Here is a 25740-nt window from a genome sequence, read left to right as displayed (position 1 = left end):
TATGGGCGTGATCAGCACCCTCTCGCGGGGCATGCGCCGTGCCGCCTCGCGGCTGGGGATCAAGGCGAGCGCCTATGAAGGGGCAAGCCAGGGCCGACGCATGGCAGGGCGGGGCGTGACCACCACCGGCCCCAATGCCGCCATTGCTCACTCGCTGCCGCTGCTCAAGTCGCGCTCGCGCCATGCGGTGCGCAACAACGCATACGCCAGCGGCGCGCGCGAGAGCTACGTGGCCAACCTGGTGGGCACCGGCATCAGACCCCAGTGGTCAGATCCTGAGATTCAGGCGTTGTGGGACCGCTGGGCAGGCGAGGCCGACGCCGATGGCCTGGATAGCTTCTATGGGCTGCAGGCGCTGGCGATTGGCAGTCAGTTCGAGGCCGGCGAGGTACTGGGGCGTTTCCGCTATCGCCGCCTCAGCGATGGCCTGAGCGTGCCGCTGCAGCTCCAGGTGATCGAGGCCGACCACCTGGACGCCAGCCACTCCACCACCCTCAGCGGCCGCGTGATCAAAATGGGCATCGAGATGGACGGCATCGGCCAGCGCCGCGCCTACCATCTCTGGCGCTACCACCCTGCCGAGAAGCTGACCGCGCAGATCAATGCTCGCGTGCCGGTGCCGGCTGATCAGGTGCTGCACCTGTTCCGGCGCACCCGCCCTGGCCAGCTGCGCGGCGTGCCTGAGCTGACCAGCGTGATCGTCAGGCTCTATGAGATCGACGCCATGCAGGATGCCACCCTCGCGCGCCAGAAACTGGCGCAGCTGTTCGGGGCATTCGTCAAACGCAAGGCCGATGCCGACCCCGAGGATGAAGGGCCATTCTTTGGCACTCATGTCGAGGATGGCGAGCCAGGCGAGGGCATCGACGCCTTCGAGCCTGGCGGCATCCACTACCTCGAGGATGGCGAGGAGGTGACATTCTCCGACCCGCCCGACATTGGCAGCAGCTACACCAACTGGCTGCGCACCGAGATGCACGCGGTGGCGCGCGGTGCCGGCCTGACGCATGAGCAGCTGACCGGCGATCTGCAGGGCGTCAATTATTCCTCGATCCGTGCGGGGCTGCTGGAGTTCCGCCGGCGGGCTGAGATGCTGCAGGCCGATCTGGTGATCCACAAGTGGTGCCGACCTATCGCGGCCAAGTGGCTCGATACCGCCGTCAGCAGCGGGGCGCTGGTCATTCCCGACTACGCACGCCGCCGCGCGGATCTGCTGGCCATCGACTGGATCGCGCCCAAGTGGCAATGGGTGGACCCCGTGAAGGAGGTCACCGCCGATCTGATGGAGGTGCGCGCCGGCTTCAAGCCTCGCGGCGAGGCGGCAGCAGAGCGCGGCTGGTCGCTCGATCAGCTCGACAAAGAGATCGCGCGCGGCAACGTGAGCGCAGATGACCAGGGGCTGGTGCTCGATTCTGACCCGCGCCGCGTGGCCAAAAACGGCACCGCGCAGGCCAGCGACCCAGACCCTGACGCCGACCCCGACCAATGAGGAATCACCATGAAATGGTTTGAAGTACAGGCGGCCGCTGATGGCCGCCACGCTGACGTGTGGATCAATGACCAGATCGGCATCGACTGGTGGAGCGGTGACGGCACCACGGCCAGCGCGTTTATCAACGCCATCGCGTCGCTGGGCGATGTCGAGACACTGACCGTGCATATCAACTCGCCAGGCGGCGACGTGGCCGATGGCATCGCTATCGCCAACTATCTGCGCGGCCATAAGGCCCAGGTAACCACGCGCGTGGAGGGCATCGCCGCCTCTATCGCCGCGACCATCGCCATGGGCGGGGATCGCCGCGAGATGGCTACCGGCTCGCTGCTGATGATCCACGACCCGTGGACCGTCGCCATGGGCAACGCCACCGAGATGCGCAAGCTCGCGGATGATCTCGACACTATCCGCAATGGCATCCTCGAGCTGTTCGTCGCGCGTGCCGGCGAGCCGCGCCGCGTTGAGATTCAGGAGGCGATGCGCGCAGAAACCTGGATGACCGGCGAGGACGCCATGGCGCTGGGACTGATCGACGCCGTGGATACTGATCTCAAAGCGGCCGCCTCGATTGGCGATTACTCCCGCGCCCTGGCCGCTGCCGGCCGCTCTGCCCAGCACCACCTCGAGCAGCAGCGCGCACCGGCTCAGCCTGCACCGGCACCCAGCGCCATGAGCGCCGCCGATGCCCTGGCGTTGGCCTTCGACATCGAGCCGGCCCAGGCCGAGGCCCGCGCCGCTGAGCTGGGCGATCAGATTCTCGCCTGGCGTGACAAGCCGGCAACCGCGCCGGCGGCTGATACCGCTGCCCTGCAGCGCGAGGCTGTCGCGGCTGAGCGTGAGCGCGTGGTCGCCATCATCGACACCTGCACCACCACCGGCCAGCACCAGCTGCTCGCCAAGCTGGTCGCCAGCGACATGCAGACCGATACCGCCCGCGAATACGTTTTCGACGTGGCCGCTGCCTCGAGCGCCGGCGTGCATTCCAGCCACTCGCCCGAGGGTGGCCAGCGTGCCGGCATCGACACCCAGGGCATCTATGCCCGCCGCCGCGCTCGCAGCGCATCCTAACCGCACCACCTGGAGAGCATCATGACCCCGATTAAACACACTGAGCCGGCCCGTACCGGCGAGCACGTACTCTCAGAGGCTGCCGGCTCTCGCTCGCGCGAGGCCATTGTGGTCGCGTCTGGCGTACTGGCGGCCGGCACCGTGCTGGCCATGGCCACCGATGGCACCTACGTGGCGCATGACCCGACTGCCAGCGATGGCACCGAGATCGCTGCTGGCATCCTCTATGGACCGGCAGATGCCACTGATGGGCCGGTGCCGGCCGTCGCGCATGTGCGCGATTGCGAGGTGAATGGCACCGCGATCACCTGGACTGACGGCATGAACGACGGCCAGCTGGGCGCGATGAATACCGCGCTCACTCAGGCCGGCATCATCTTGCGCGGTGTCGAGCTGCCGGTGGGCGTGCTTGTCGTTGAAGATCCCGCCGTCGAATAAATGACCCGCACTTACACCGTCTGATGCGCCGCCCACTGGGCGGCGCTGTCGTTTCTAGCGCACGACCCCGACCGTACCCGACATCTCAAGGAGGGCGACATGCCCGCTGATATTTTCTCCTCTGACATCTTCTCTATCGGCAGCCTGACGGCCTCGATCAATGAAGCCGATTACGTGCCGTCTCGCCTTGGCCAGCTGGGCATCTTTGAAGAAGCCGGCATTGCCACTACCACCGCCACCGTCGAGAAGGATGGCGACACCCTGGCGCTGGTGCCGGCTGGCGAGCGTGGCGCGCCGGCAGACCCGCTCAAGCGCAACAAGCGCACCGGCGTCACCTTCAATGCCGTACACCTGCCGGTGACTGACACCATCCTCGCGGATGAAGTGCAGAACGTGCGTGCCTTCGGCAGCGAGGACCAGCTCGAGGGCGTGCAGCAGTTGGTTGATGCCCGCCTGGCACGTATGGCGCGCCGTATCGACGCCACCCTCGAGTGGCAGCGCATGGGCGCGCTGAAAGGCAAGATTCTGGACGCTGACGGCAAGACCGTGCTGACGGATCTCTATAGCGCGTTTGGCATCCAGCAAAAGACCGTCAAGATGGCGCTCAGCTCTGAGGGCACTGATGTGCAGGCCAAGGCGCTGGACGTAAACGAGTACATCGAGGATGCGCTCAAGATGCAGCCTTACACCAGCTCGCATGCGTTCTGTGGCCGCAGCTTCTGGCGCAAGCTGCTCAGCAATCCGAGCGTGCGCGAGGCGTATATCTACCAGAAAAGCGACAAGCTGCGCGGCGATGGCCGCGACGCCTTCGAGTTCGGTGGCATCACCTGGGAGCGCGCCGTGGGCAATGTCGCCGGCCAGCCCTTTGTCGCCACCGGCGAGGCTATCGTGATCCCGATGGGCGTGCCGGACATGTTCCTCGCGCATTATGCGCCGGCCGATTACGTCGAGGCTGTGAACACTATCGGCCTGCCGTTCTACTCCAGCACCGACCGCCTGCCGCACGGCAAGGGCGTGGAGCTGGAGGCCCAATCTAACCCGATCATTCTCAACACTCGCCCAGGCGCGTGCATCCGTTTGGTCGAGACGGCCTGAGCCAATGAGCATCGACGAGATCGAGGCAGCAGCTAACCGGCTGCTGTTCGGTGTCGGCGGCCTCAGCGTGCCCGCCACCGTTACCCCGCGTGGCGGCGCGCCCATCCCCACCCGCATCATCATCGACCGTGACGCCACCATTACTGACGATTTTGGCATCGTGCTGGAATCGCGGTGTGAGATCGGTGTGCTCACTGAGGAGGTGGGGCGGGTGGATCGGGGCACGCTGATCGACACCGGCAAACCCGATGACCGCTGGACGCTGCTCGAGCCAATTGGCGATGACGGATTCGAGCAGCGCTGGACAGCCTCGAGGTACTGACAATGGCAGCGACAAGCCTGGATCTGCGCGACCTCGAGGGCGTCGCTGATGCCTACCGCCTGGCACCCAAGGCGGCGGCCAAGGCGGCGCAGCTCGCGCTCAATTCTGCCGCGCGGCGTGCCCGTACTCTGGGCAGCGCCGCGATACGCCAGCAGGTGGCACTTTCTGCCGGCTATGTGAATGACAATCTCAAGGTGCGCACCTTCGCCACCTCGACGGATCTCTCGACGCGGATTGCGGCCAATCCTCGCGCGGTGCTGCTGACTCGCTACGGGGCCAAGATGCGCACCGTGAAGGCCAGCAGCCGGCGCGGCCTCAAGGGTGACCCAGCACGGGGCATCGCAGCAGGTCGCAAGGCGGCAGGCGTGAAGGGCGTCAGGGTGAAGACTGGCGGCGGCACCAAGCGGATCGAGGGCGCATTCTGGGTGCGACTTGCTGGGAGTGGCCAGTGGGCACCGGCAGAGCGCACCGGCGATGGGCCGAGCGATTACCGCGTGATGCACGGCCCCAGCGTGTACCAGGTGTGGTCTGACGTGCGCGCGACTGTCGCACCCCAGGCCATGCAGCATGCCGCTGATGAGTTCATCAGGCAGTTTGATCGCCTGAGCTGACCCATTCTCTGAGAGGTCACCATGCCCGACTCACTGGCAGCGCCTGAGCTGCCGATCACCACACAAGCCATGCACGCGCTGCAGGCCAGGCTGGCCAGCATCATGCGCGCCAATGGCTATCACACCGATCTCGGTCTGAGCGTCTGGCGGGGATTCTGGATTCTGGCACTGGGTGCTCGCCAGCATGTGCCGATTTTGGCGCTGCAGTCTGACACCGAGCGCCCCACCGACACGCGGCAAAATCGCGCCAAGCTCAGCACTGACGCGCGCCTGGTGCTGGTGGTCGATGCACTGCCGCGCAGTGAGGACGATGCGACCGCCGGCGAGACGGCACTCGAGGCAGGGCTGGCCGATCTGCGCCGGTGCCTGCTGATGGACCAGAGCGATGATCTGACGCGCGTGCTCAAGCACAACGGCGTGACGCTGGGCGCGGCCGAGTATGCACTGGCCGAGGATTCCCGCTACGCCCTGGCATCCATGCCAGTGACCATGGAGTGCGTCGAGCACTACACCTGACCGCGCATCACTGCACGACACCCACCACCCCGCATATTTGGAGAGCCACAACATGGCCACGAAAACCTATAGCTATCTCGGCAAAGGCATGGTGTATCTGCGCAACCGCTCAAGCGGTGGCGGCCTCAAGCAAGTCGGCAACTGTTCCGCCCTCGAGTTCTCTGTCGAGACGGACACGCTGACCCAATCCGATTACACCCAGGCCGGCGGCGGCAACGCCAACGAGATCCAGCGCGTCAGCAGCGTGGGCGCGAGCATCACCATGCTGGAGCTGCGCCCCGAAAACGTGGCGATGGCGCTGCGCGGTACTCGCTCCGAGGTGCAGAGCGCCCCCGTCACTGGCGAGCGTCACACCGCCTACCCTGGCACCCTGCTGGCGCTCAGCAAAACGCCTGACCGCTCCGAGAGCATCACTGTCACCATCGACCCCGATGGCGCGGGTGATGTGGCCATCGAGGATGTCGATTACGAGATCACCGGTGCCGGCGTCTACGTGACCGAGGGCGGTGCTATCTCTGAGGGCGATGTGGTCGCCATCGACTACACCAGCGCAGCGGCTGATGTGATCGAGGCCATGACCGGCAGCGGCGACGAATACGAATTGGTGTTCGATGGCTTGAACGAAGCCGAGAGCGACCGCCCCGTGACTGTCACCGCGCACCGCGTCAAGTTCAGCCCGACCACTGGCCTGGCGCTGATCGGTGACGACTTTGGCGAGCTGTCGCTCGATGGCAGCTTGCTGGTCGATTCCAGCAAGGTCGGTGCCGGCGTGTCGCGTTACTTCAAGGTAGCCATGGCGCGCTAAGCATCACCGCACTACCACCCCAGCGGCTCAGCTGCTGGGGCTTATTCCAGGCGGCTGGAGATCCGGCCGCCTCTGAGTTATCCACACCCGCCACCGAGCGGGTGTTTTTCTGCCTGGAGATGCCGCCATGGCTCTGAAAGATCGCGCCGTAGAGCTGGTGCTCAAGGCCAAAAACCTGATTTCTCCGAGCACCGAGGCGGCCGCCGATAGTGTCAGCGACTTATCTGCCAACGCCGAGGAGCTGCGCAGCAACCTGGATCAGCTCGAGGATCAGCGCGGCCTGGTGCGTGCCTTCCAGCAGGCCACCACTGCCACCGGCAAAGCCCAGAAAGAATGGGACAAGGCTGCCGATAAGGTGCGCGTGCTCGAGCAGGAGATCGAGGCCAGCGGCCAGGCCAGCATCGCGCAGCAAAATCGCCTCAACGAAGCTCGCGCCGTGGCAGCTCGCACCGGCGCAGCGTATGAGCAGCAGGCAGCGCAAGCGGCTCAGCTGGGGCAGAGCCTGACTGACGCCGGCATCAACACCAGCAGCCTCTCGCAAGAACAATTGCGATTGGCGCGTGAGGCGCGTGAGGCCCAGAACGCGCTCAACGGCATGGGCAGCTCAGCCGCCCAGGCAGGCGATCAGGCCGAGCGCAGCGAAAGCCGCTTCAAGAAAGCAGGTGCCTCACTCAAACAGTGGGCTGCCGGTGCTGCCGCCGCCACGGTGGCAGGGGCAGGGCTGGCCGTTGGCTGGGCCACGCGCTACACCGCTCAGCAGGCCGAGATGGCCCAGCAGCTGGATATCACGTCGCGCTCGCTGGGTATCTCCACTCAGGCGCTGCAGGGCTATCAGTACGCCTTTCAGCGTGCCGGTATCGATGCCGACAAGACCGCCGATATCTTCAAGGACACTGCCGACAAGATTGGTGACGCCTACCAGAACGGTGGCGGTGAGGCGCAGGACGCCCTCGATGCCCTGGGTATCAAGGCCGAGGAGCTGATCGAGCTGGCGCCAGACGAGATGGTGCTGCGCCTGGCCGATGCCATGAAGAATCTGCCCCAGGCCTCTCAGGTCAACCTGCTGGAATCGCTGGCAGACGATGCCACACGCCTGCAGCCACTGCTTGCCAATAATGCCGCTGAACTCCGAGCGCTGATGGAAGAGGCCAGCGAGGTGGGGCTGATCATGTCCCCGGAGCAGATCGCCAATCTGCAAGCGACCGATGCCGCCATCACCCGCCTGCAAGGCCGGCTACAAGGGTTGAGCAATCGCCTGATGGGCGAGCTGTCGCCGGCAGTCAATCAGGTGTCCGCTGACTTCGAGCAGGCACTGGCGGAAAACCCCGGGCTGCTGGACGACCTCGCCACAGCCATCGGGGGTGTGATTCGCACCGGCGGTGAGTGGGCGCGCAGCTTCATAGAGCATCGCGAGCAGATCGGCGGCGCCATGCAGTCGATCATTGATACGGGGCAATTCCTCGGCAACTCCCTCACGGCGGTCTTCCGTGGTGTGCAATCTGTTGTCGCGGGGCTGGTCGCTGCGGTCGCGGCAGCTTCCACCTGGGTGCTGGAGTTGACGGCTACCTCGGTCAGGGCGCTGGAGATGGTAGGGCTGGCATCCGAGGCGCAGGTGGCGCAGGCCAAGGCACGGGCAGCTACGGCCCGTGCCACCTTGAATGACTTGAACGCGGATGCAGTGCGCTATGCCCAGCAAGCTGCTGCCGCTGCCAAGGATGCCTTCAATGCCTTCGACAACAGCGATACGGCCGCGCAGAAAGCCGCCAAGTCGGCTGCCAAGCAGGCCGCTGCCTCTGAGGCTGCGGCTATCGCCGCCAAGAAGCAGACCGAAGAGGAAGAGAAGGCCGCCAAGCAGGCAGCGGATGCGGCCGCCAAACGTCAGAAGGCACTGGAAAACGCCGCCACTTCGCTCGGTACCTCGCTGGGCGAGCTGTCCAGTGGTATCGCGGACAGCGAACAGGAAGCCCTCGATGCCTTCGCCACGCTGGCGGCCAGTGGTGAATTGAGTGCGGCGCAGCTGGCGACGGCCTTCGAGAAGGCGCAGGACAAGATCAAGTCTGACAAGGGTATCGCCGCCCTCAAGGATCAGGTCGATGGGCTGGTGAATGACGGTGTGACCGGTGCGGATGCCCTCGCGACCAAGTGGAAATCTGCTGGTGCCCGCCTGGCCAAGGACATGGGCACCACCCTGGAAGAGATCCGCACCGGTATGACCGAGGCGGAACGCTCGGCTATTGATGCCTTCACCAAGATCGCCTCCACCGGTGAGCTGTCCGCCAAGGAGCTGAGCCGTGCCTATGTCGGTGCCAAGGAGCAGATCAGCTCTGACGAGGGCATCAAGGCTTTCGGCGCGGTGCTCGATGGGCTGGTCAAGGATGGTGTGACCGGGGCTCGCACGCTCAAGGCGCAGTGGATCGAGGCTCAGGAAGCCACGGCTAAGGCAGCCCGGGACACGGGAGACAAGACGCAGCAGGCCTCTGCCGACACGGCCAAGACGGTGGAGGCCTCTGTCACGCGCAGCGCCCAGACCATTGCCCAGCTGATGAGCAATGCCCTGCACGAGACGGAAGATCAGATGCGGTCACTCAGTGACGCCGCCTATCAGGCCTTCGCGACTGACTGGGGCATCGACACCCAGGCCGAAGGCATCGAGGGAATGCAGGAGCGCATTGCCGAGTTGGATCATGAAATCGGTGATCTTCGCGACAACCTCGCCACCCGTCTCGACTCCACCGGCTTCACAGCCTGGATGACAGACCTCGCCACCACGTCACGTCAGACCGAGATCGCCTTCCTCGAGCAGAAGATCGCCGTGGAATCGCTGACCGACCAGATCGAGGCAGGGCGGGCACCAGCCAGCGCATTCTCGCAGGACATGGATGATCTCTCACGCCGCTTCGACCTGCTCGATGAGTCGGATCTTTCCGGTCTCGAAAGCTCCATCCAGTCGGTGCGCAGTCAGGTCGAGTCGCTGTCAGACAGCGTGAGTGACACCTTGGCCAGTCTGCGCTCGGAGCTCGCCAGCCTGCAGGGCGATAGCGCCCAGGTCGAGGCGCTGCGGTATCAGCAGCAACAGACCGAGCTTCAGGAGGCGCTCAACGCCGCCCGGGCATTGGGCGATGCTCAGACCATCAGCGCGGCGCAGGAGTCGCTGCGTCTGGCGGAACGCGCCCACAACCTGCGCCTTGAGGATATCCGCGCCCAGTCCGAGCAGGAGAAGCAGCAGGCCTTGGCTGATGAGGCTGAGCGTCAGCGCAACGTGCAGGAGGCCGAGGTCACCCAGCGCGAGAACAACCGTGACGCCCAGAACCGTACCAGCCAGCTCACCCAATCGGTGCAGGCCCAGCGCCGCGTGGCGGTAGACCTCAACATCGGTAACGAGACCGTCACCCTCAACGGGGTGGACGAGCGCGAGGCCGATGCCTTCCTTGATCGATTGGCCCAAGCCTCACGCACGACGGCCCGCCGCTGATGGCGGGCGTTTCATTTCTATTGAGAGAACACCATGGCGATCACCCTTGAGGGCATTGTGCTGCCCGATGACATCCAGTGGACCGATGAGCTGGTGTCCCACAGCGTCGGCCAGGTGCAGACGCCCACGCTGACCGGGGCACTCATCATCGAGGAATCCGCGCAGGCGGCGGGGCGCCCCATCACCCTCGCCAGCGGCAACGGGGCCTGGGTAACCCGCGCCACCGCGTTGGCCCTCTCTGAGCTGGCGGCCACGCCACGGCCAGACGGCACGCCCATGACGCTCATCTGGGGCGATGGGCAAACCTTCGATTGCGTGTTCGACCATGCCAGTGGTGAGGCGGTCACGGCCACCGAGGTCTATCGCCTCGCCGCTGGCGGCCAGGGGCCGGATCACCCCTACACCATTACGCTGCGCCTGATCACTGCCTGATTCTCACCTTCCTGCTGGAGCCAGCCACATGGCCGACGACACGATTCATAGCGGCGACATCCGCATCCTGCAGTCTGAGCGCATGACCGACAACGCCGACGGCGGTGGTCGCCTCACCGGGCGTACCGTGACGGACGGCGCGAGCAATGAGATATTCGATGACATCTCTGATCTTGATCGCGCTGCAGGGCGCACCTCGCTGCGCAAGGTGGGTGCCGGCGTACTGACCGACAACACCGCCCAGTATTTCGGCGCCCACGCGATCATCGATCAGGTGCCATCCGACCCGAACGTCAGCGTGGTGATGTTCGATACCGGCTCCCCCTCGGATGAGCGGGAGGCCGCGCGTGACCATGTGGAAAGCTATGTCACCGCCGGCGTCAATTCACGCATGACACTGCTGGGCGATCAGCTCGCCGGTCAGCGCAGCCTCACCACGTTTCAGATGACCGAGGCCCCATTGCCGGACCTAGGCGATGTGCTGGCGCTGATCACCGAGCAGGGCGACTTCGCCGGCGAGGTGCAGTACGTGCGTATCACTGAAATCGATCACGAGATCAGAACCTTCGAGTATCTGAATGGCAGCAACGTGCAGACGTTCGAGCGCCGCGTGCTGACCCTGGGCATCTCGACCTCACTGCGTCAGCGCGTCTATGGCGTGCAGCCCAAGCCCGGCACCGTGAACCCTGACACCGTGATCCGCGAAGGGCAGAGCACTGATGCTGCCCGTTACTATGGCGTCAGCACTCTGGCCCAGCCCGCTGAGTTTGGTGACAACACCGTGCAGGTCGCCAGCACCTACGCGCCACTGGTACCGGCCACCACCACCGAGCAGGCAGTGACCGATGTGCAGGTGGGCGGCACGGCGAGTATCACCGTCAGCAGCAACGGCCAATCCTTCGAGGTGGCGCAGATCGCCAGCACCACCCAGATCGCGGTAGAGCTCAACAATCGCGGCTTCACCTATGTCAATCGCCTGAATCCGCTGCCGGCCCCGGGCAGCGTGGTGATCGCCTTCCGCAGCCTGGGCAAGTGGTATGAGCTCAGAGATGAAGACAGCAATGGTGACCTCACCGGCAATGGCGCAGGGCGGGTGGATTACACCAGCGGATCGGTCAACGTCACGCTCAGCGCCATGCCGGATGTGGGCAGCGCCATCCTGTTCAGCTGGGGCACGCCGGTGCATTACGCAGACCGTGCCGGTCAAGCCACCATCGACAAGCCCTGGATGTCATTCGTGCTCGAGCACCCTGGTGTCACGCCTGGTAGCGTTACCGTGCGCTGGATCTCTGGCGGCAGTGAGAAGACGGCCACCGATGATGGCCTGGGGAATCTCAGTGGTGCGGCCACCGGCCGTGTGGTCTATGGCTATGCCGATGCAGATGGGACGCCTCAGCCTGGCGAGGCCTATGTGGCGTTCAATGGCGATGCTTTCCCAGACGCCAATTCGCAGGTTGCCATGGACTACAGTTATGGTGCGCCCCAGCTTGAGCAGTTCCTGCCAGCGGCCAGTGCGGCAGGCTTCGTTGACCTCCAGGTGAGCAACGCGCCGATCAGGCCCGGTAGCTTTTCAGCCACTTGGACGGTTACTCGTACCAAGAGCTACCAAGAGTCAAGGCAGGGCTATTGGAGTGGCGGCACCCGTAAAGAGCCCCGCACTTGGGTCAATGTTGAAGAAAATAGCGATGAAGTCACCGTGACCTACTCGGTAGATGATGACGGCAACGGTGGCTTGGTGGGCTGGGAGGGCAGCATTGACTACGCCACAGGCGCGGTAAGTCTAGAGGTGGAAAAGGTCAATGAGTTCAATGAGTGGGACACAGGCAGCGCGAGCGGCGACGGCAACCGTACTTGGGGCAGCTATGAGCACCGTGATGCCTTCGAGAATGGTTCAAGCGTCTGGGTCACGTCTCAGGCTGACAGCGCCGCCCCGACCACCCACACCATCACCCAGGATCTCGCCCCGCTGGATGTAGACCTGATGCCGCTGCTGCAGGACAGCGTGGTGCCCGGCACGCTCAGCTTCACCTTCCGGGGTGACACCTTCATCGATCGCCAGGGCAGCCTCTATCGCAGCGTGGACAGCAATGGCGCTGGGGTGTTGGCGGGCACCATCGACTATGGCAGCGGCGATGCCCGCATCACCGACTGGCCGACAGGCACCAGCGCCACCATCACCGTGCAGACACTCGTGTCTACCTTCGGCACCTGGACGCTGGATGAAGCCTTCTTCCGCACGCCCGGCTCGCCGCTGCAGGTGGGTGGTCTACTGATTCAGGCCACCACGCTCGACGGCCGATCGATCACCGGCCAGGCGGCACTCTCCGGCGAGATCGAGGGTGATGAGATGGCAGGGCGGGTCAGCTTCGAGACGGGGGTGGTGCGCGTCATGTTCGGCAAGCAGGTGACCGATGCCAGCCTGACAGCCGCCGAGAAGTCAGAAAGCTGGTATGACGCCGCTGCGGTGGATGATGCCGGCATGATCTGGCGGCCCACCGAGGTGATCCCGAGCACCGCGCGTTTCAATGCCGTCATTCTGACCACGCTGCCGCTCGAGGCTGAGCTGATCGGCATCGACCCCGTGCGCCTGCCCAGCGATGGCCGCGTGCCCATCTATCGTGCCGGCGGTGTGGTGGTGGTGCACCACACTGGCCGAGCGCCATTCCCCTTGGGGCTGGCGGATGGCACCACGCTGGATGTGGGACGTACCCGTCTGGCCAGTCTGGTGGTGGAGGACGCCACCGGCGAGGAGGTGCCAGCCACCCAGTACAGTGCAGACCTCGACGCCGGCACCGTGCAGCTCGCCGCGCCTGACACGGCCACATACCCCGAACCCTGGTACGCCCTTCACCGTGTCGAGGACATGCTGCTGGTGGGAGATGTGGACCTCTCAGGCGTGCTGACGCTCAAGGGCAACCTGAGTCACGACTATCCGTCAGATGACACTCTAGTCAGCGCCGCGATGGTGGCCGGTGATCTGCAGGCGCGCGTCACCAACTTCTTCGACCTCGCCAGCTGGGACCGGGACTGGAGCAGGGATGACAACGACGGCGCAGACGGCACCCTGGCCGAGTACAACACCACCACCTATCCGCCCATCATCACCAACCGCGGGGCCATCACCGAAGACTGGGCGCTGATCTTCACTGGCGCCAGCAACTTCCGCATCATCGGCCGCACTGTGGGTGAGATCGGTGTGGGCAATATCAATGAAGACACCGCCCCCACCAACCCCAATCACGGCGTGCCCTACTGGACCCTCAAGGCTGGCGGATTCGGGGCCGGCTGGGTGAATGGCAACGTGATCAGATTCTCGACCATCGGCGCCAACTTCCCGATGTGGCTGGCGCGCGTGATCCTCCAGGGGCCGGCCAGCGGCCAGCAAGATTCTTTCCGCCTGCAGATTCGTGGCAACGCCAACGCCTGACGCCACACATCAGCTCTCAAGTTTCATTCTCTACGCCCGGCACCTGCCGGGCGAATTCGTTTCAGGAGTCATTACGATGGCCGATTTTCCGGTGAAGTGGTTCAGCAGTGACATGGGATCCAGCCCCGAGAATGGCGACCAATATGGTGCGCTGATCGAGCTGCTGAAAGCCTGCCTTGTGACCGGTTTCAACACCAAGCCCATCGCCTCGCTGACGTATGACAGCGCCACCCAGCAAGCCACCGCGAGCGTGGGCAGTGGCCACGGCTATCTCAAATGGCAGGTGGTCGCCATCAGCGGGGCAGACCAGGCTGGCTACAATGGCGAGCATCGCGTGACCGCCATCGGCAGCGACTGGGTGCGCTTCGCGCTCGATACCGCGCCCGCTGCCAATGAGGCGACCGGCGAGCTGATCGAGATCAAGACGGCACCCGTGGGCGGCTGGGAGATCGCAGCAGAGGATGCTGACAATCATCGCGCAGTGTTCAAGCGTACCAGCGAGCGTGCCACCGAGGTGATGCTGATGGTGGAGAATGGCACCTGGGGAGGGCATAGCAGTAACAGTGGCCGCCAGGCGCGTGTCAGTCTCATTGAAGAGATGATCGACATCGACACGTATACCGTGGCCGCGTCACGGCAATGGCCCTATTCCGCAAAGGAGACGACGCGCGATTGGGCATTGTTGGGGGATGGTCTGACGATGTTCTACCTCAACCGCTATGGCGGCCAAGGTAAGCACGGGGTATTCGTCTGGGGTGACATTAAGACGGTACGCCCAGGCGATGCATATCATTGTGTGGTCGCGGGGCTGCAGGATGGCACCTGGTCCTCAACCTCAGACACTTACGAGACGTATAGCGCGCTTCCCTACTTTGGCTCGACTGTCGAGATGAGTATCGCGCGTGCCTGGCATCAGCTGCCTGGTGCGGTGGGCTGGACGCTGGAGGGTGTCGGGGATCGCATCGGCAGCCTGATCAGTTACCCAAATCCGCAGGATAATGGCTTCTATGTGGCGCAGGGCGAGATGCTGGTCATTGAGTCAGGCGGCGTGCGCGGCTCGATGCCAGGGATGCTGCAACCGCTTCACACGGGGGCAGGGTACGACAAAGCGGTGGTGGACAATCTGCCCCAGATGGATGATGTGCCCGTCATGTTTCGCCTGGCGGCCAGTCGCGGGAATGCCGGCAAGGAGACGTTGATGGCCTGGCGGCTTGATCGCTGGCAGGAGGTATAAATGGCACTCACAAACCATTACCCGCTAGAGGGTGATCTAGTGGATGAGCTGGGCGACTCTGCCGCTCAGCAGTCGCTGGGTGACTGGACGCCGAGTCAGATGCTCGAGGCGACCAAAGAGCTTGATCTGGCCGTGCCTGGTGCTAGCGCCTCATTTCCGATGGGGCTGGTGGCACCCTGGACGCTCGAGGTCTGGATGCTGTCAGCAGGGGGCGGCACTAGCCTTGTCCTGGGTGACAGCGGCATCGTGCTGGAGACAGATGCTGATGGCCTCTGGCTTGTCGTATCCGGCGAGCGCGTGCAGGCCCAGGGATTTTACCCTGGCTACTATCACACCGTTTTTATCACGCATGACGGGGCAAGTATCGGCGTGGCACTGGATGGGCGAGAAGGCATCGAGAGGCCGGCGGCTGCCATGCCACTCGAAACTCTGACCATCTCTCAGGCCACTGCGGCTGACCTGCGCGTGGTCGATGTTCGAGGGTATGACCAGGCGTTGACCAGGCCCGAGCAAGACCAAGCAGCGATGAGTCTTGCGGTACGTGACTTCCGCCCTAGCTGGGCAGTCGGCGGGATTGGCGGGGAGATCGCGGCGTATGACATGAGCATCGTGGCCGGGGGCAAGGTGGTCGATCAGGTCGGGGGCATTGATGCTGAGATCATCGGGGCAACACCTACCACCCTAGGCGGCGTGCCTGCCATGGTGTTTGATGGTGAGGCCATGCTGCGAAGTGACAGTAGCCCCGCCATGATCAAGACCAAAAACCACACCATTGCCATGCTCTATCGCATGGATTCTATCGGTCACGACAACTTTTCCAACTTGGTCACGCTGGGCAGCCCTGGCGAGGATGTGGCCAGTAACTACTATTCGTGGCGCATTGATGTGTCTGCGCGCCTGTATACCTTCTATGAGGTGGGGGCTGGGGCAAATCGTAATACCTATCTCAATCACCGGCTGAAGCGCGATGGAAAATCTCATTTTCTGGTGCTGCTGGTGGGTGATGGTGTTGTCAGTATTTATGAAGATGGGGTGCTGTCAGAGAGCAATGCGGCGTTTGGCCATTCCGACTCTGAGGCCACGCAAGTTGCCATAGGCGCAAACCCCGACACCGGCAGTGATGGATTTATTGGCGCTATTGGAGCGTTCACGTCCTATGACCGGCTGTTGACTGAGAGTGAGGTACTGGCGCTGACGGCCCGTTTCGGCATGCTGGCAGAGGCCAGGATGCCCAAGCAGTCGATGCGCCCACTCACTCGCCCCAAGCCCCAAGGGTATACCACCGCCACCGTGCCGGTGCCCAATCCGTCCGCGATTGATAGCAGAGGCATGAGCGATCAGATGGTGGAGGCAACGGCAGGGGAAGGCATGTCGCACCTCGATCAAGTCGATGGCAGTGGTGCCAATGGCACGCCGACTGGCGGCGTCTCTGATCCGACGCGCATGGGCGTCATTGCAGGCACCGTTCTGGACATCCAGGCGCAGCCCGTCAGCCGGCGGGTGCGGGTGCATGAGCGCGCCACTGGCCGCATCGTGCGCGAGACGTGGAGTGATGCCGATGGCAAATACCGACTTACGGACCTCGACCCGCGTCGCGCCTTCTTTGTGATGGCGTTCGATCACACCCTGCAGCAGAACGCGGTGGTATCTGACAACGTGCATCCTGAGCTGGAGGACAGCCCGTGATCCAATTCTCGACAGCAGTGAAGAATGCGCGGCTGGCAGCCATTGCCACCGCTATCGATGCCGGCGAGTCGCCGGCATCTTTCGTTGTGTACTCAGGCACTCGCCCATCACCTGGTGCTGCCGTTACCGATCAGGTGGCGCTGGCCACGCTGGAGGTGCCCCAACCCTTCGCGGCTGACATCTCGAGCGGAGTGCTGACAGGGGCCGGTTTCGAGGAAGTCATGGCCGACGACGACGGCGAAGCCACCTGGGCGCGATTGGTGGATGGCGAGGGTGGCTGGGTGATGGATCTGGATGTCGGCATCGAGGGATCAGGCGCTGACGTGACCATCAGCTCGACGACGATTTATCGCGGCATCATTACCCGAATCAGTCGAATCATTTTCGCCGAGGCCTGATGTGACTCCAATCGATCTGCGTTTCACTGGGCAGCCGTTGGCAGGCGATGCCCTTCAGCTGGTGTTGGATTTCAGCGGTGGCAAAGGTGAAGAGCGGATCACGTTGGCAGTAGATACTACGCTGCCGCCCCCAGAGCTGGATGCCACGCTCAGTCAAGGGCTGCTGATCGAGGTCGTCGCCACGCTGGGCGCACCGGCGGTTATCGATGTCGCCATGACTCGGGACATCAATGCCTATCGTGGTCCTGCCGAACAGGCGGGGTCACGGTTCGAGAATGCCGCGCGGGTAGAGGCGCAAGGCCGGAGCGGGTGGGAACCTCCACTTCGTAGCCTGCATGCGACGCGATCAGGGTTTGAGCAGGCGCTATCTCTCTCGGCAGGGCAGTCGGGCGATTGGGCGTCACGCCCTCGCACTGATGCCGCCAGTGGCGCGCGCTGGGAGCAGACCGAGCGCATTCTGGGCACTCTCAGTGGCAGCCAGTGGTTGCAGCTGCCGCGTGTCCGCCGCGCATCACGGCCGGTATGGGAGCAAGGGCAGGGCATTGCCACGGCTCGCTCGAGTGGTTACCAGCACCCGCCGCGCGCTGATGCGACCCGTCGCTCCCGCTATGAAGAAGCCCGCACCCTCGATGGCGTGGTGGTGCACTCTCCCTTCCAGCAAGGCCGTACCACCGGTGAGGACTGGCGGGTGCCCTGGGAGCAGGCGCGTCAACCGCCACCTGGTATCGATCTGCCCCCGGGCCCGACTGAGCCACCCGATCTGGAGCCGGTAGAGGGCAGCACCCTGCTGCAGTTCTGCCACACCATGCCCAGCGCCCCGTGGGTGCTGCGCTTTGGCCTGACCTGTGACATCCCCACCACCCCGACCATTCCTGTCCGGAGGCTGTACATCGTGCAGAACACCGCCCGCCTGATTCGCCTGTCTGACGGGCGTGAGATTCCCGCGACCCAGATGTCCCTCAGCATCGACACCGACAGCTGGGCATGGTCCTTCTCGGCAGGGCTTGCCGGGCGAGATGCTCAGTCACTGGTGGAAGGGGTCGATGGCGAGCCAGTGGAGGTTGCCGCCGAGATCAATGGTGAGGCATGGCATTGCATCGTGGACGGCTGGCGGCGCTCCGAAAGCTGGCAGAGCCACAGCATCACCATCAGCGGTCGATCGCTGGCGGCCTATCTCGGCTCGCCCTACGCCACGGCGCGAAGCTACACCGAAGATAGCCAAGCTACTGCCTCGCAGCTGGCACAGGCCGAGCTGCCCACTGGCTGGACGCTGGACTGGCAGCTGGCTGATTGGCTGGTGCCTGCCGGTGCCTGGCGCTATGACAGCCTTGCACCCATCGATGCCATCTCTCGCATTGCCGAGGCGGCCGGTGGCTATGTGCAGGCGCACCAGCAGAGCCAGACGCTGATCGTGGCGCCGCGCTATCCCACTGCCCCATGGGAATGGGAAGAGACAGAGGCGGGGCTGGTGATCCCGCGTGACATCATCACCCAGATGGGGAGTGATCAGCAGCCCGGTGATGCTCGCAATGGTGTCTGGCTCCACGGCGATACCGGGGGCATTCAGGCGCAGATCATCCGGCGCGGTACAGCAGGGGATGAGCTTGCCCCGACAGTGGTGGATAGTCTCATTACCGAGCAGGCTCCCGCACAATCGCGTGGTATCGCAGAACTTGCTGCCACGCTGCGACAGTCCACGGAAAGCATCGAGATGCCACTGAGCGCCTCGTTGGGTGGGCTGGTATTGCCGGGACAGCTGATCGAGTGCGATGGCTGGCAGGGTATGTCCCGTGGCGTAAGCGTACGCGCCAGCCTGCAGGGGCGCGCCCTGAGTGTGCGCCAGTCAATCGAACTGCAGCGCTTCCATCTGTGAGGAATGGGGGTGGGGATCAAATGACAACAGGAGAGAATGATGGCCAATCCGTATAAGCGGCTGCTGGCCCTGATGCCCACCACCCCACGACAGGTGGGAGAAGTGATCAGCATCAGTGGCTCGCGTGTGCGCGTGGATCTTGTCGGCGGTGGGGTGCGTACCTGCCAGGGCGTTGCCGAGGTTGGCAGCATGGTCTACGTGGAGGGGGATCAGATCATCGGCGAGGCACCGAGCTTGCCGGTGGTGATGATCGAGGTGTGAGGAAAATTCACACGCAATATGGTCGCGTTCAAACTGCGACCATTCCAGCGTGGTCGCAGTTTGGTCGCAGACTGCGACCAGATAACGTCCGTCATGTGGCACATGGAATGTGCTAAGTGTCTGAAATATCTCGAAAGACCCGCTGCCAGCGCAGTCCACGAAATGCCAAAAACGGATTCAAAATCCGCCGCTTAATAGGCGTGTCGGTTCGAGTCCGACCACCGGCACCACCTTTGAAAACAGTCGCTTACGAGCGGCTGTTTGCGTTTCTAGCTCCCTCCTTTTAGTGCTTGGTCGCAGTTTGGTCGCAGCCGGTCGCATTCAACCGCGGCAGCCGCGCTCCGATCTCATCAATGCCCTGCTCGAACATGTGAGAATAACGACTTGTGACGATCAGGCTGGAATGCCCCAGCAGGTCGCGCACCGTGGTCATGCTCTCGCCAGCCTGAGCCAGCATGCTTGCATAGCTATGGCGCAGATCATGAAAGCGCAGGTCCGGCCTGCCCATCGCTTTGCGAGCGTCTTCCCACGTCTTCCTCAATCGGGCGTAGGTGGTATCGAAGGGCAGGTCATGCAACCATGGCCGAGCATCTTCTGGTACAGGCACCACCCGGGCCTTGCCGGACTTGGTTTGATCTGGTCGCAGCAGGATGCGACCACCGTGGATGTTCGAAGGCTCAAGTGCGAGCAGTTCGCCCTGGCGCAGTCCCGTCAAGGCTGCCAGGGCGATCACCTTCTTATCCACAGCGCGTGCATCCGGTATCGCTTCCATCAGTAGCGTCAGCTCTGCCGCGTTCAGATAGATATGCCGTTCGTTCTTGGGCGTCTTCTTCCGGATCTTGTCGCCCAGCGGCTGGTTGATCCAACCCCACTCGATATACGCCAGATTGAGCACTCGCTTCACCACCTGCAGGTGGTTGTTGATCGTGCTCTGAGCGCGTCCTGCCTTTCTCAAGTGGCTGGCCATTTCTCTGGCCTTGTCCACTGTCTCTTGCCCGATCAGCACGTCCTCGCCCATGTAGGCTGCCACCGGCCGGATGGCCTTTGCCTGGCTGGCGACGTCGTACTCATCGACCCACCGCTTTACGCCTTCGAGAAACGTGCGCCGCCGTTCGCGGCCCATCCGCTGGCCTTGAAACGCTGCTTCATTCAGTGCTGTTTCGCGCGCTGCGGCATACTCTCGCGCTTGCCTTTCGCCTTCTCGAGTCCCGTCAAACGTTGATTGATGTCGCTGACCCTGATGCGTTTCGGTAACGACCCATTTCCCGCGTGCTTCGCGGTATCTGACTGTGATTCCCATCGGTTGCCCTCATGCTCTGGGCTACGCTGGCAGGCACTAGCATATGCCGCCACCGCATCCGGCTCAAAGCGGATAGACTTTCCAAATTTCACGTAGCCAATCTGGTGCTTGTGGGTGTAGACCCAGCTCAGGCTCATGCTCAGTTGGCGGGCTACCGCCTCGGGGGTGAGAAGATTCACTGCCGTTGCCTCCATCAGTCACCTTGATACCGGCCCGAGCCATAGCCCATGGCCTCACGTTCTTGCTCTGCCTGTCGCATCGCTTGGTATTGCTCCACGGCCTGACGCACGCCGGGCACCTTCATCAGCTGGGCGTGCGCTTGTCGCCAATGATCGCGGCGCCGACTGATCATCACGATCAGGTCTTCCAATGGCAGCGCCTCACCATCGTCAGCGGCGTACCCGGTGCCATGGCAGTGAGCACAGGGCGAGCGATGGAAGACGCCATGGAATGTGCCGCTGCCACCACACTGCGGGCACGGGCCATGTGCTGGCGGCTCCCACGTTGATTGCGATACCTGACGCATCTGGCCTCCCTGTGGACACAAAAAAACCACCTCATGGGTGGCCGTGATAGTCGAGGTCGTCGACTCTCGATATGCCTTGATTTACAAGGAGTTATTGCTTGTCTTCATGGTCTGGAGGGGGAGGTCGTCGACTCTTGAGAAACTCTTCCAGGTATTGAATTCGCTTCTTCTCGGCTCGTTTGACCTGCCTGCCGACATCCCAGATGACGAGCGAGATAAGCCCCCAGATGGCCAGCGTGATGCCTATGGCGATGAGCGCGTCGGTAATGGTGATGTTCACTGGTTGTCGCCCTCCGCCTTCAGTCGCTCCCACTCGCGTTCCACAGCCCCGCAGTCACAGAGCAACCCGGGCCCTGACATGGGGTGCCACCCCGGAACAGAAGAGCAGTTGGCGTGGTGTTCTAGCTGGCATTCACGCTGGATTTTCCACGCGGTGGGAAAGTCGAGCATATCAGTACGGGTATTCATGCCTCGCCCTCCGCCTGCTTGCGGTATTTGGCGGCCATCATCTTAACTTTGATGCTGTCCAGAACGTTGCCGACCATAGGTAACACTTCCTCCATCGCCTCAGCCTTCATGCGGGCGTCATGACTGGCAGCTGCAAATGATGGCACCAAGTTGCACTCTTGGAAGACGCGATACGCTGGATCATCTTTGTCCCAAGGTGGCGAGATATAACCAAGCTCAGCCCCGCTAACGATGAACTTACGGCGATCCTCTGCCAGCGCCGCCATCTGGTCCCGCTCCTCACGAAGCCCTCGAGCCTCCTGCCAGTGTGCGATCAGGTAGGCCAAGGAGCCGCATACTGACCGGCACAGCGATTGTTCGTTGCACTCGGTGCCATGAGGCATGTCCACCACATGTGGCTCGATCAGGTCGGCGCAATAGTGGTAGGCATCGGAAGCTGACATATCAGGCTCGTGGCTGCGGTTCTCGAGTTCGACTTTGAGCCGATCCCGCTCAGCCTCCACCTTCAGCGCGGCCTCACGGAAACGGTTCTTCTGCTCGATGGTGACCATCGGCATGTCGCGTAGAGTGGTCATTGCAGCATCTCCCCAATGTGTTTCATCAGCCGCTGGCGGGCTTCCTCTACCTGTGACGGCGTGAGAATGTCAGCGAACATCAATCGAGTAATGGCGTCGGCCTGGCTATCCCACGCTTGTGATCTGCTGGGGGCAATATCCACACCCTGATCAGCCAGCTGCTGCGTGATACTTGGGGCCAGCGCGCCCATCTGGATTTCCACTTGCTTGCTCATGCAGCCTCCTTGGCAACCGCCTTCATGACTTGCTTGATCGTGGCCGGCCCGATGCCCTTGATGGTCGTCAGCTGCTGCTCGATGCCGTCTGCCTGAAGTTCTGCCAGTGTCTCGATGCCGGCATCTTCAAGGCGGCGCATCACCTTGGTGGGAATGTCGAGGTCTTCCACGCGCAGCCGGTGGTTGTCGGCGCGCCACTTGGCGGCCAGGGCGCCGATGGCACCTTCCACGAATTCGGCGTAGTCGCCGGCGCGGATGCCGTCGATCAGCCCACAGAAGACGACGCGGGCTTTCTCTGCCTTGTTGAGCGGCTGACTGCTGACCATGTACCAGCGATCCGGCTCATGGATGTGCACCTGGTTATAGGCCAGCTGCACGATGCACTTGCCGTCGTCACTCTTGATGGTGGCGTGGTTGCCTGCCTCGCGCTGCTTCTCTCGACGGGCTTCTGCACGGGCCTTGTCCAGTGCCTGCTTCGTCTCGTGGCGAATCTGCCTGGCCTGCTTCTCGGTGGCGTCCAGCTTGGCGCGCAGTCGTTCGGCGCGGTCCTTGTGCTGCTGGGCTTCCTTGGCGGCTTTCTCGGCCTGCTTGAGCTTGCCTTCAAGCGCCTTGCTGCGCTGACGCTCTGCCATCAGCTCGGTGCGCAGGTCGGCATTGGTGAGCTGCTGCTGAATGGCGAAGGCGAGGGGGTCATCGTGCTGCAGTTGAGTGTTCATGCGGCCTCCTGGTCTTCATGCTGGCGGTACTGCTTGATGGCCCAGACAATGGCGTAACAGCACCACAGGTAGTGGTAGCGGTAACGGGTGTCTGAGGTCTCGTGGAAGTCGTCCAGCATGTCCGGCGCTTCATCGCAGTCGAAGTCACGAACCGCGGCGACTGCTTCGAACTCATCGCAGCAATTGAGCAGGTTGTACCGCAGGTATTCCTTCACCTCTTCAGTGGTGCTGGTGTCGGGCAAAGTGTCGCTATAGAGCCAATCTTTCCATCTCTCCCTGACGTTCTTCTTGAAAGCGCTGGCATCCCACTCCTCTGTAATGGCTCGGGATCCTTCACTGCCGGCACCGGCTTGCAGCTTCTCTTGCCAGTAGCCGGGGCTGATGCCCCCTCCGGAGCCCATGAAGAAGCCGAACATGTCGGCATTGCGGTAGAACGTGAAGGTGCCCATGTCCCCACAGATGGTGAGGTACCCGGGCCACGTCACGATGCGGAAGTGCTGGTCAGTGGTGCCAGGCTTCTTGAACAGCAGGTGGCGATGGAGGCCTTCATCCAGAATGACCTCCATCTGGTGCTCGGCCACGTTATTGGTGAAGCGCTTTCCCACTTGAATGTAATCAGTCATGCCTTGCTCCCTTGTACGTTGCGTGCCGGCCCCACCAAGGGCGGCTGGCCTTCATCGAGCGTCCACTCGAATATCAGGTGGCAGTCGCCGCATTGCTTCTCGTTGGTGCTGCTGTACAGCACCAGTGCCGTGCTGCCGCATTGAGGGCAGCGCTTGGTGGATGTCTTCACGGGGTGTCTCCGGAGGCGCTCACGCGGCTTGCTGCAGCGCCTTGATGATGTGGCTGACCGGCGTAGGGCAGACCGCGTTGCCGAGCAGATGCACGGCGAGGCGGTGGTTGTCCGGCAGCTGATAGGTGTCGGGGAAGCTCATGGCCGACCGACATTCCCACCGGCTGAGCATGCGCATGCGGTCGCCATCGACGATGGCCCAGCGATCGCGCGTGGTGATGGTGCCGATAGGGCGATCCAGCGAGCGTCCTGTCTTGGTGTTGCCGTAGTAGCTGATCAGGAATCGCTCGCCGTGGGTGGCGCGGCCAGCGCGAACACGCTCGAGAGTGGCGGCGGCTCGCCCGGGCTTCTCGATGGGCTGCCAGCGTCCTGACTCGAAGTCTATGAAGCTGGCGGCCGGCAGGTGATCGAGTGTCGGCAGGTTCAGCTTGAGTGGCTGGGCGGACTGGGTGAGCACCAGGAACATGCGGATGCGGTTCTGCGGGGCGCCGAGATCCGCGGCGTCTACTACGTGTGGGCTGACGGCATAGCCCAGTGCCTGCATGGCCAGCACCCAAGGGCGGTAGAGCTGCCAATCGAGGAACTCGGGGACGTTCTCCACGAGGATGGCTGGCGGTCGGTGATACTCGGCAGCTGATACCACTGCCCAGGCAGTCGAGCGGCTGGCATCGTGCTGAGGGTTACCGCTGGCCTTGCCTCGCGCCTTGCTGTGGCCTTGGCAGCAGGGTGACGCCAGCATCAGGTCATGCGCGGGCACCTGGCTCCAGTCCGCTTGATGCAGGTCCTGGCAGATGTGCGCTGCGTCCGGATGGTTGCGACTGTGCCACTCGACAGCATCCGGCCAGTGGTTGGCGGCCCAGGCCACGTTGCAGCCGGCCATAGTGGCACCGGTGCTGAATCCACCGGCACCGGCGAAGAGGTCGATGACGTTCATGCCTTCACCTTCCGATGGCCTGCATCGTAGAGCGCGCCCAACAGATACTCTTCCGACAGTGCCCCGTGCAGCTCGCGCTTATGAGCGTCAGCCGCGGCCTTGGTGATCTGCTTCATGTCCTCAATCGCCGTCTCGCGCTCGCTGCGGATGGGGCGGAAGTCATTGTTGGCAGTGTACAAGTGCGCAGTTCTCTCCGAATCGCTTGAGGTGCAGATCGTGTGGCGGCTGTCGATGTAGATGATGCGAGCCTCTACCCATTTATCAGACCAACCATGGCTAACCTCCACCACCGCACCCACCGGCGGCAGGCCCTCGCCATTCCAGTCGCTTGGATCGACTTCATCTGCTGAGGTGATTGCGACCGCATCGCTGACTGGCCGCTCGAGGTGTTGGACGTGTGCCAGTAGCGCCTCTTCCCATTGTTCCCGGGTGATGACGATGCGGCGCTCATGGGCGCCTATCCATGCGTAGTGCCATTCGTTGTTGGTCGGGCCCTTGATCCAGCCCTCGAGATCGCCGTGGCCGTTGTCGGTCGGCAGATTGCAGTCCGTCTCGGGCCGCGGCCACGGGTGGGGGAGGTGCAGCAGGCTTTCCATCAGTTGATCGCGGGTCATGTCAGTCATCCTTGGTGAGCAGTGTGTCGAGCCAGCCACCGGTGAGCAGGCAAAAGAAAGCCGCCAGGCAAGTGGCGGCGATGAGTAGCGGGTGAATCATGGTGATGCCTGTTTGAGTGAGGCGTAATCGCCCAGTCGTTTGGCCGTTGCCAACAGGCCGGCGGGCGTGCGTCTCAAGGTGCTGATGATCTCTTCTTGACTGGGTGATGGTACTGGCTTACGAGACCTGGTGGCTGGCTCAAGCAGTAGTATCGGGTCATGACGACCCAAGCGCGTCATGCGGGACATGAGTGTCCCTTCCCCGATACCGAGCCGCTCGGCGTGTTCCGCCATCGTCGCGGTGATGCCATCGACGGTGACCCGAGATCGAAGAAAGAGCGTCATGCTGGCCTCCTTTAGTGGTTGAGCGCACAGGTCAGCCCCCAGAAGAGACTGGCGTGTGAGCACAAAAAGGCCCACCGGTTGG

At 63.1% G+C, this 25740-nt stretch carries 28 protein-coding genes; 16 read left to right on the top strand and 12 right to left on the bottom strand.

Features of this window, described 5'->3' with window-relative positions; all coding sequences use genetic code 11:
- Position 1 precedes the first annotated feature (1 nt).
- From AC5WNJ_RS13915 to AC5WNJ_RS13840, 16 genes are all read left to right on the top strand, one after another.
- The gene (locus tag AC5WNJ_RS13915) at positions 2-1489 is read left to right on the top strand and encodes a phage portal protein (RefSeq protein ID WP_404626694.1); all 1488 of its coding nucleotides are present in this window, start codon (positions 2-4) and stop codon (positions 1487-1489) included.
- A gap of 9 nt (positions 1490-1498) precedes the next feature.
- Positions 1499-2563 (top strand): head maturation protease, ClpP-related, encoded by a 1065-nt coding sequence (locus AC5WNJ_RS13910; RefSeq protein ID WP_495929964.1) that lies wholly within the window; start codon positions 1499-1501, stop codon positions 2561-2563.
- A 21-nt stretch (positions 2564-2584) separates the two neighbouring features.
- Entirely contained in the window at positions 2585-3001 is a 417-nt protein-coding gene (locus AC5WNJ_RS13905) for a head decoration protein (protein WP_495929963.1), read from the top strand.
- 99 nt (positions 3002-3100) lie between these two features.
- Positions 3101-4096 carry a major capsid protein gene (locus AC5WNJ_RS13900; RefSeq protein WP_495929962.1) on the top strand — a complete coding sequence of 332 codons (996 nt, stop codon included), beginning with the start codon at positions 3101-3103 and terminating at the stop codon, positions 4094-4096.
- 4 nt (positions 4097-4100) lie between these two features.
- On the top strand, positions 4101-4418 hold the full coding sequence (locus AC5WNJ_RS13895; RefSeq protein ID WP_176493351.1) for a head-tail joining protein: 318 nt from the start codon (positions 4101-4103) through the stop codon (positions 4416-4418).
- Between the two features lie 2 nt (positions 4419-4420).
- The gene (locus AC5WNJ_RS13890) at positions 4421-5029 is read left to right on the top strand and encodes a phage tail protein (protein ID WP_176677863.1); all 609 of its coding nucleotides are present in this window, start codon (positions 4421-4423) and stop codon (positions 5027-5029) included.
- Positions 5030-5050: 21 nt separating this feature from the next.
- The gene (locus tag AC5WNJ_RS13885) at positions 5051-5545 is read left to right on the top strand and encodes a hypothetical protein (RefSeq protein ID WP_495929961.1); all 495 of its coding nucleotides are present in this window, start codon (positions 5051-5053) and stop codon (positions 5543-5545) included.
- Between the two features lie 52 nt (positions 5546-5597).
- Positions 5598-6350, top strand: a complete 753-nt coding sequence (locus tag AC5WNJ_RS13880) for a phage tail tube protein (RefSeq protein WP_495929960.1) — start codon at positions 5598-5600, stop codon at positions 6348-6350.
- Positions 6351-6477: 127 nt separating this feature from the next.
- Complete coding sequence (locus AC5WNJ_RS13875) at positions 6478-9822, top strand: coiled-coil domain-containing protein (protein ID WP_495929959.1); 3345 nt, start codon at positions 6478-6480, stop codon at positions 9820-9822.
- Between the two features lie 33 nt (positions 9823-9855).
- Positions 9856-10254 (top strand): hypothetical protein, encoded by a 399-nt coding sequence (locus AC5WNJ_RS13870; RefSeq protein WP_495929958.1) that lies wholly within the window; start codon positions 9856-9858, stop codon positions 10252-10254.
- Positions 10255-10282: 28 nt separating this feature from the next.
- Positions 10283-13681: a hypothetical protein gene (locus AC5WNJ_RS13865; protein WP_495929957.1), complete on the top strand. Its 3399-nt coding sequence runs from the start codon at positions 10283-10285 to the stop codon at positions 13679-13681.
- 76 nt (positions 13682-13757) lie between these two features.
- Complete coding sequence (locus AC5WNJ_RS13860) at positions 13758-14915, top strand: hypothetical protein (protein ID WP_495929956.1); 1158 nt, start codon at positions 13758-13760, stop codon at positions 14913-14915.
- Positions 14916-16601: a LamG-like jellyroll fold domain-containing protein gene (locus AC5WNJ_RS13855; protein WP_495929954.1), complete on the top strand. Its 1686-nt coding sequence runs from the start codon at positions 14916-14918 to the stop codon at positions 16599-16601.
- A complete protein-coding gene (locus AC5WNJ_RS13850) occupies positions 16598-16999 on the top strand; it encodes a hypothetical protein (RefSeq protein WP_495929953.1) in 402 nt (133 codons plus the stop codon). Before AC5WNJ_RS13855 ends, AC5WNJ_RS13850 begins: the two co-directional genes overlap by 4 nt.
- Before the next feature lies 1 nt (position 17000).
- A complete protein-coding gene (locus tag AC5WNJ_RS13845; protein WP_200019371.1) occupies positions 17001-18872 on the top strand; it encodes a hypothetical protein in 1872 nt (623 codons plus the stop codon).
- Positions 18873-18911: 39 nt separating this feature from the next.
- Positions 18912-19133 (top strand): hypothetical protein, encoded by a 222-nt coding sequence (locus AC5WNJ_RS13840; protein WP_200019372.1) that lies wholly within the window; start codon positions 18912-18914, stop codon positions 19131-19133.
- Between the two features lie 283 nt (positions 19134-19416).
- Here AC5WNJ_RS13840 and AC5WNJ_RS13835 read toward each other — a convergent pair whose 3' ends face one another.
- The 12 genes from AC5WNJ_RS13835 to AC5WNJ_RS13780 form a co-directional block, all read right to left on the bottom strand.
- On the bottom strand, positions 19417-20256 hold the full coding sequence (locus tag AC5WNJ_RS13835) for a tyrosine-type recombinase/integrase (protein WP_495929998.1): 840 nt from the start codon (positions 20254-20256) through the stop codon (positions 19417-19419).
- Positions 20257-20282: 26 nt separating this feature from the next.
- Entirely contained in the window at positions 20283-20612 is a 330-nt protein-coding gene (locus tag AC5WNJ_RS13830) for a helix-turn-helix domain-containing protein (RefSeq protein WP_495929996.1), read from the bottom strand.
- A gap of 14 nt (positions 20613-20626) precedes the next feature.
- A complete protein-coding gene (locus tag AC5WNJ_RS13825; RefSeq protein WP_495929994.1) occupies positions 20627-20803 on the bottom strand; it encodes a hypothetical protein in 177 nt (58 codons plus the stop codon).
- A 247-nt stretch (positions 20804-21050) separates the two neighbouring features.
- The gene (locus tag AC5WNJ_RS13820) at positions 21051-21239 is read right to left on the bottom strand and encodes a hypothetical protein (protein WP_495929992.1); all 189 of its coding nucleotides are present in this window, start codon (positions 21237-21239) and stop codon (positions 21051-21053) included.
- A gap of 184 nt (positions 21240-21423) precedes the next feature.
- Entirely contained in the window at positions 21424-22002 is a 579-nt protein-coding gene (locus AC5WNJ_RS13815; RefSeq protein ID WP_495929991.1) for a hypothetical protein, read from the bottom strand.
- Complete coding sequence (locus tag AC5WNJ_RS13810; RefSeq protein ID WP_495929989.1) at positions 21999-22217, bottom strand: hypothetical protein; 219 nt, start codon at positions 22215-22217, stop codon at positions 21999-22001. Before AC5WNJ_RS13810 ends, AC5WNJ_RS13815 begins: the two co-directional genes overlap by 4 nt.
- On the bottom strand, positions 22214-22933 hold the full coding sequence (locus AC5WNJ_RS13805) for a helix-hairpin-helix domain-containing protein (RefSeq protein ID WP_495929988.1): 720 nt from the start codon (positions 22931-22933) through the stop codon (positions 22214-22216). Before AC5WNJ_RS13805 ends, AC5WNJ_RS13810 begins: the two co-directional genes overlap by 4 nt.
- Positions 22930-23556, bottom strand: coding sequence for a hypothetical protein (locus tag AC5WNJ_RS13800; RefSeq protein ID WP_495929987.1), 627 nt, complete (start codon positions 23554-23556; stop codon positions 22930-22932). Before AC5WNJ_RS13800 ends, AC5WNJ_RS13805 begins: the two co-directional genes overlap by 4 nt.
- The gene (locus AC5WNJ_RS13795) at positions 23553-23726 is read right to left on the bottom strand and encodes a hypothetical protein (RefSeq protein WP_225347789.1); all 174 of its coding nucleotides are present in this window, start codon (positions 23724-23726) and stop codon (positions 23553-23555) included. The genes AC5WNJ_RS13800 and AC5WNJ_RS13795 overlap by 4 nt, the downstream gene beginning before the upstream one ends.
- Positions 23727-23745: 19 nt before the next feature.
- Entirely contained in the window at positions 23746-24660 is a 915-nt protein-coding gene (locus AC5WNJ_RS13790) for a DNA cytosine methyltransferase (RefSeq protein WP_495929986.1), read from the bottom strand.
- The gene (locus AC5WNJ_RS13785) at positions 24657-25274 is read right to left on the bottom strand and encodes a hypothetical protein (RefSeq protein WP_495929985.1); all 618 of its coding nucleotides are present in this window, start codon (positions 25272-25274) and stop codon (positions 24657-24659) included. The genes AC5WNJ_RS13790 and AC5WNJ_RS13785 overlap by 4 nt, the downstream gene beginning before the upstream one ends.
- Positions 25275-25370: 96 nt before the next feature.
- The gene (locus AC5WNJ_RS13780) at positions 25371-25658 is read right to left on the bottom strand and encodes a hypothetical protein (RefSeq protein WP_495929984.1); all 288 of its coding nucleotides are present in this window, start codon (positions 25656-25658) and stop codon (positions 25371-25373) included.
- Between the last annotated feature and the right edge of the window lie 82 nt (positions 25659-25740).

The organism is Cobetia sp. PDI-23MA (genome assembly GCF_059507735.1).
Note: the sequence above shows the minus strand (reverse complement) of the source record. Positions and strands in the feature narration are given on the sequence as shown.

Coding starts and splice junctions, on each gene's coding strand:
- AC5WNJ_RS13915 (WP_404626694.1), top strand. CDS start 2: ATGGGCGTGATCAGCACCCTCTCGCGGGGCATGCGCCGTGCCGCCTCG.
- AC5WNJ_RS13910 (WP_495929964.1), top strand. CDS start 1,499: ATGAAATGGTTTGAAGTACAGGCGGCCGCTGATGGCCGCCACGCTGAC.
- AC5WNJ_RS13905 (WP_495929963.1), top strand. CDS start 2,585: ATGACCCCGATTAAACACACTGAGCCGGCCCGTACCGGCGAGCACGTA.
- AC5WNJ_RS13900 (WP_495929962.1), top strand. CDS start 3,101: ATGCCCGCTGATATTTTCTCCTCTGACATCTTCTCTATCGGCAGCCTG.
- AC5WNJ_RS13895 (WP_176493351.1), top strand. CDS start 4,101: ATGAGCATCGACGAGATCGAGGCAGCAGCTAACCGGCTGCTGTTCGGT.
- AC5WNJ_RS13890 (WP_176677863.1), top strand. CDS start 4,421: ATGGCAGCGACAAGCCTGGATCTGCGCGACCTCGAGGGCGTCGCTGAT.
- AC5WNJ_RS13885 (WP_495929961.1), top strand. CDS start 5,051: ATGCCCGACTCACTGGCAGCGCCTGAGCTGCCGATCACCACACAAGCC.
- AC5WNJ_RS13880 (WP_495929960.1), top strand. CDS start 5,598: ATGGCCACGAAAACCTATAGCTATCTCGGCAAAGGCATGGTGTATCTG.
- AC5WNJ_RS13875 (WP_495929959.1), top strand. CDS start 6,478: ATGGCTCTGAAAGATCGCGCCGTAGAGCTGGTGCTCAAGGCCAAAAAC.
- AC5WNJ_RS13870 (WP_495929958.1), top strand. CDS start 9,856: ATGGCGATCACCCTTGAGGGCATTGTGCTGCCCGATGACATCCAGTGG.
- AC5WNJ_RS13865 (WP_495929957.1), top strand. CDS start 10,283: ATGGCCGACGACACGATTCATAGCGGCGACATCCGCATCCTGCAGTCT.
- AC5WNJ_RS13860 (WP_495929956.1), top strand. CDS start 13,758: ATGGCCGATTTTCCGGTGAAGTGGTTCAGCAGTGACATGGGATCCAGC.
- AC5WNJ_RS13855 (WP_495929954.1), top strand. CDS start 14,916: ATGGCACTCACAAACCATTACCCGCTAGAGGGTGATCTAGTGGATGAG.
- AC5WNJ_RS13840 (WP_200019372.1), top strand. CDS start 18,912: ATGGCCAATCCGTATAAGCGGCTGCTGGCCCTGATGCCCACCACCCCA.
- AC5WNJ_RS13835 (WP_495929998.1), bottom strand. CDS start 20,256: ATGGGCCGCGAACGGCGGCGCACGTTTCTCGAAGGCGTAAAGCGGTGG.
- AC5WNJ_RS13815 (WP_495929991.1), bottom strand. CDS start 22,002: ATGACCACTCTACGCGACATGCCGATGGTCACCATCGAGCAGAAGAAC.
- AC5WNJ_RS13810 (WP_495929989.1), bottom strand. CDS start 22,217: ATGAGCAAGCAAGTGGAAATCCAGATGGGCGCGCTGGCCCCAAGTATC.
- AC5WNJ_RS13805 (WP_495929988.1), bottom strand. CDS start 22,933: ATGAACACTCAACTGCAGCACGATGACCCCCTCGCCTTCGCCATTCAG.
- AC5WNJ_RS13800 (WP_495929987.1), bottom strand. CDS start 23,556: ATGACTGATTACATTCAAGTGGGAAAGCGCTTCACCAATAACGTGGCC.
- AC5WNJ_RS13790 (WP_495929986.1), bottom strand. CDS start 24,660: ATGAACGTCATCGACCTCTTCGCCGGTGCCGGTGGATTCAGCACCGGT.
- AC5WNJ_RS13785 (WP_495929985.1), bottom strand. CDS start 25,274: ATGACCCGCGATCAACTGATGGAAAGCCTGCTGCACCTCCCCCACCCG.
- AC5WNJ_RS13780 (WP_495929984.1), bottom strand. CDS start 25,658: ATGACGCTCTTTCTTCGATCTCGGGTCACCGTCGATGGCATCACCGCG.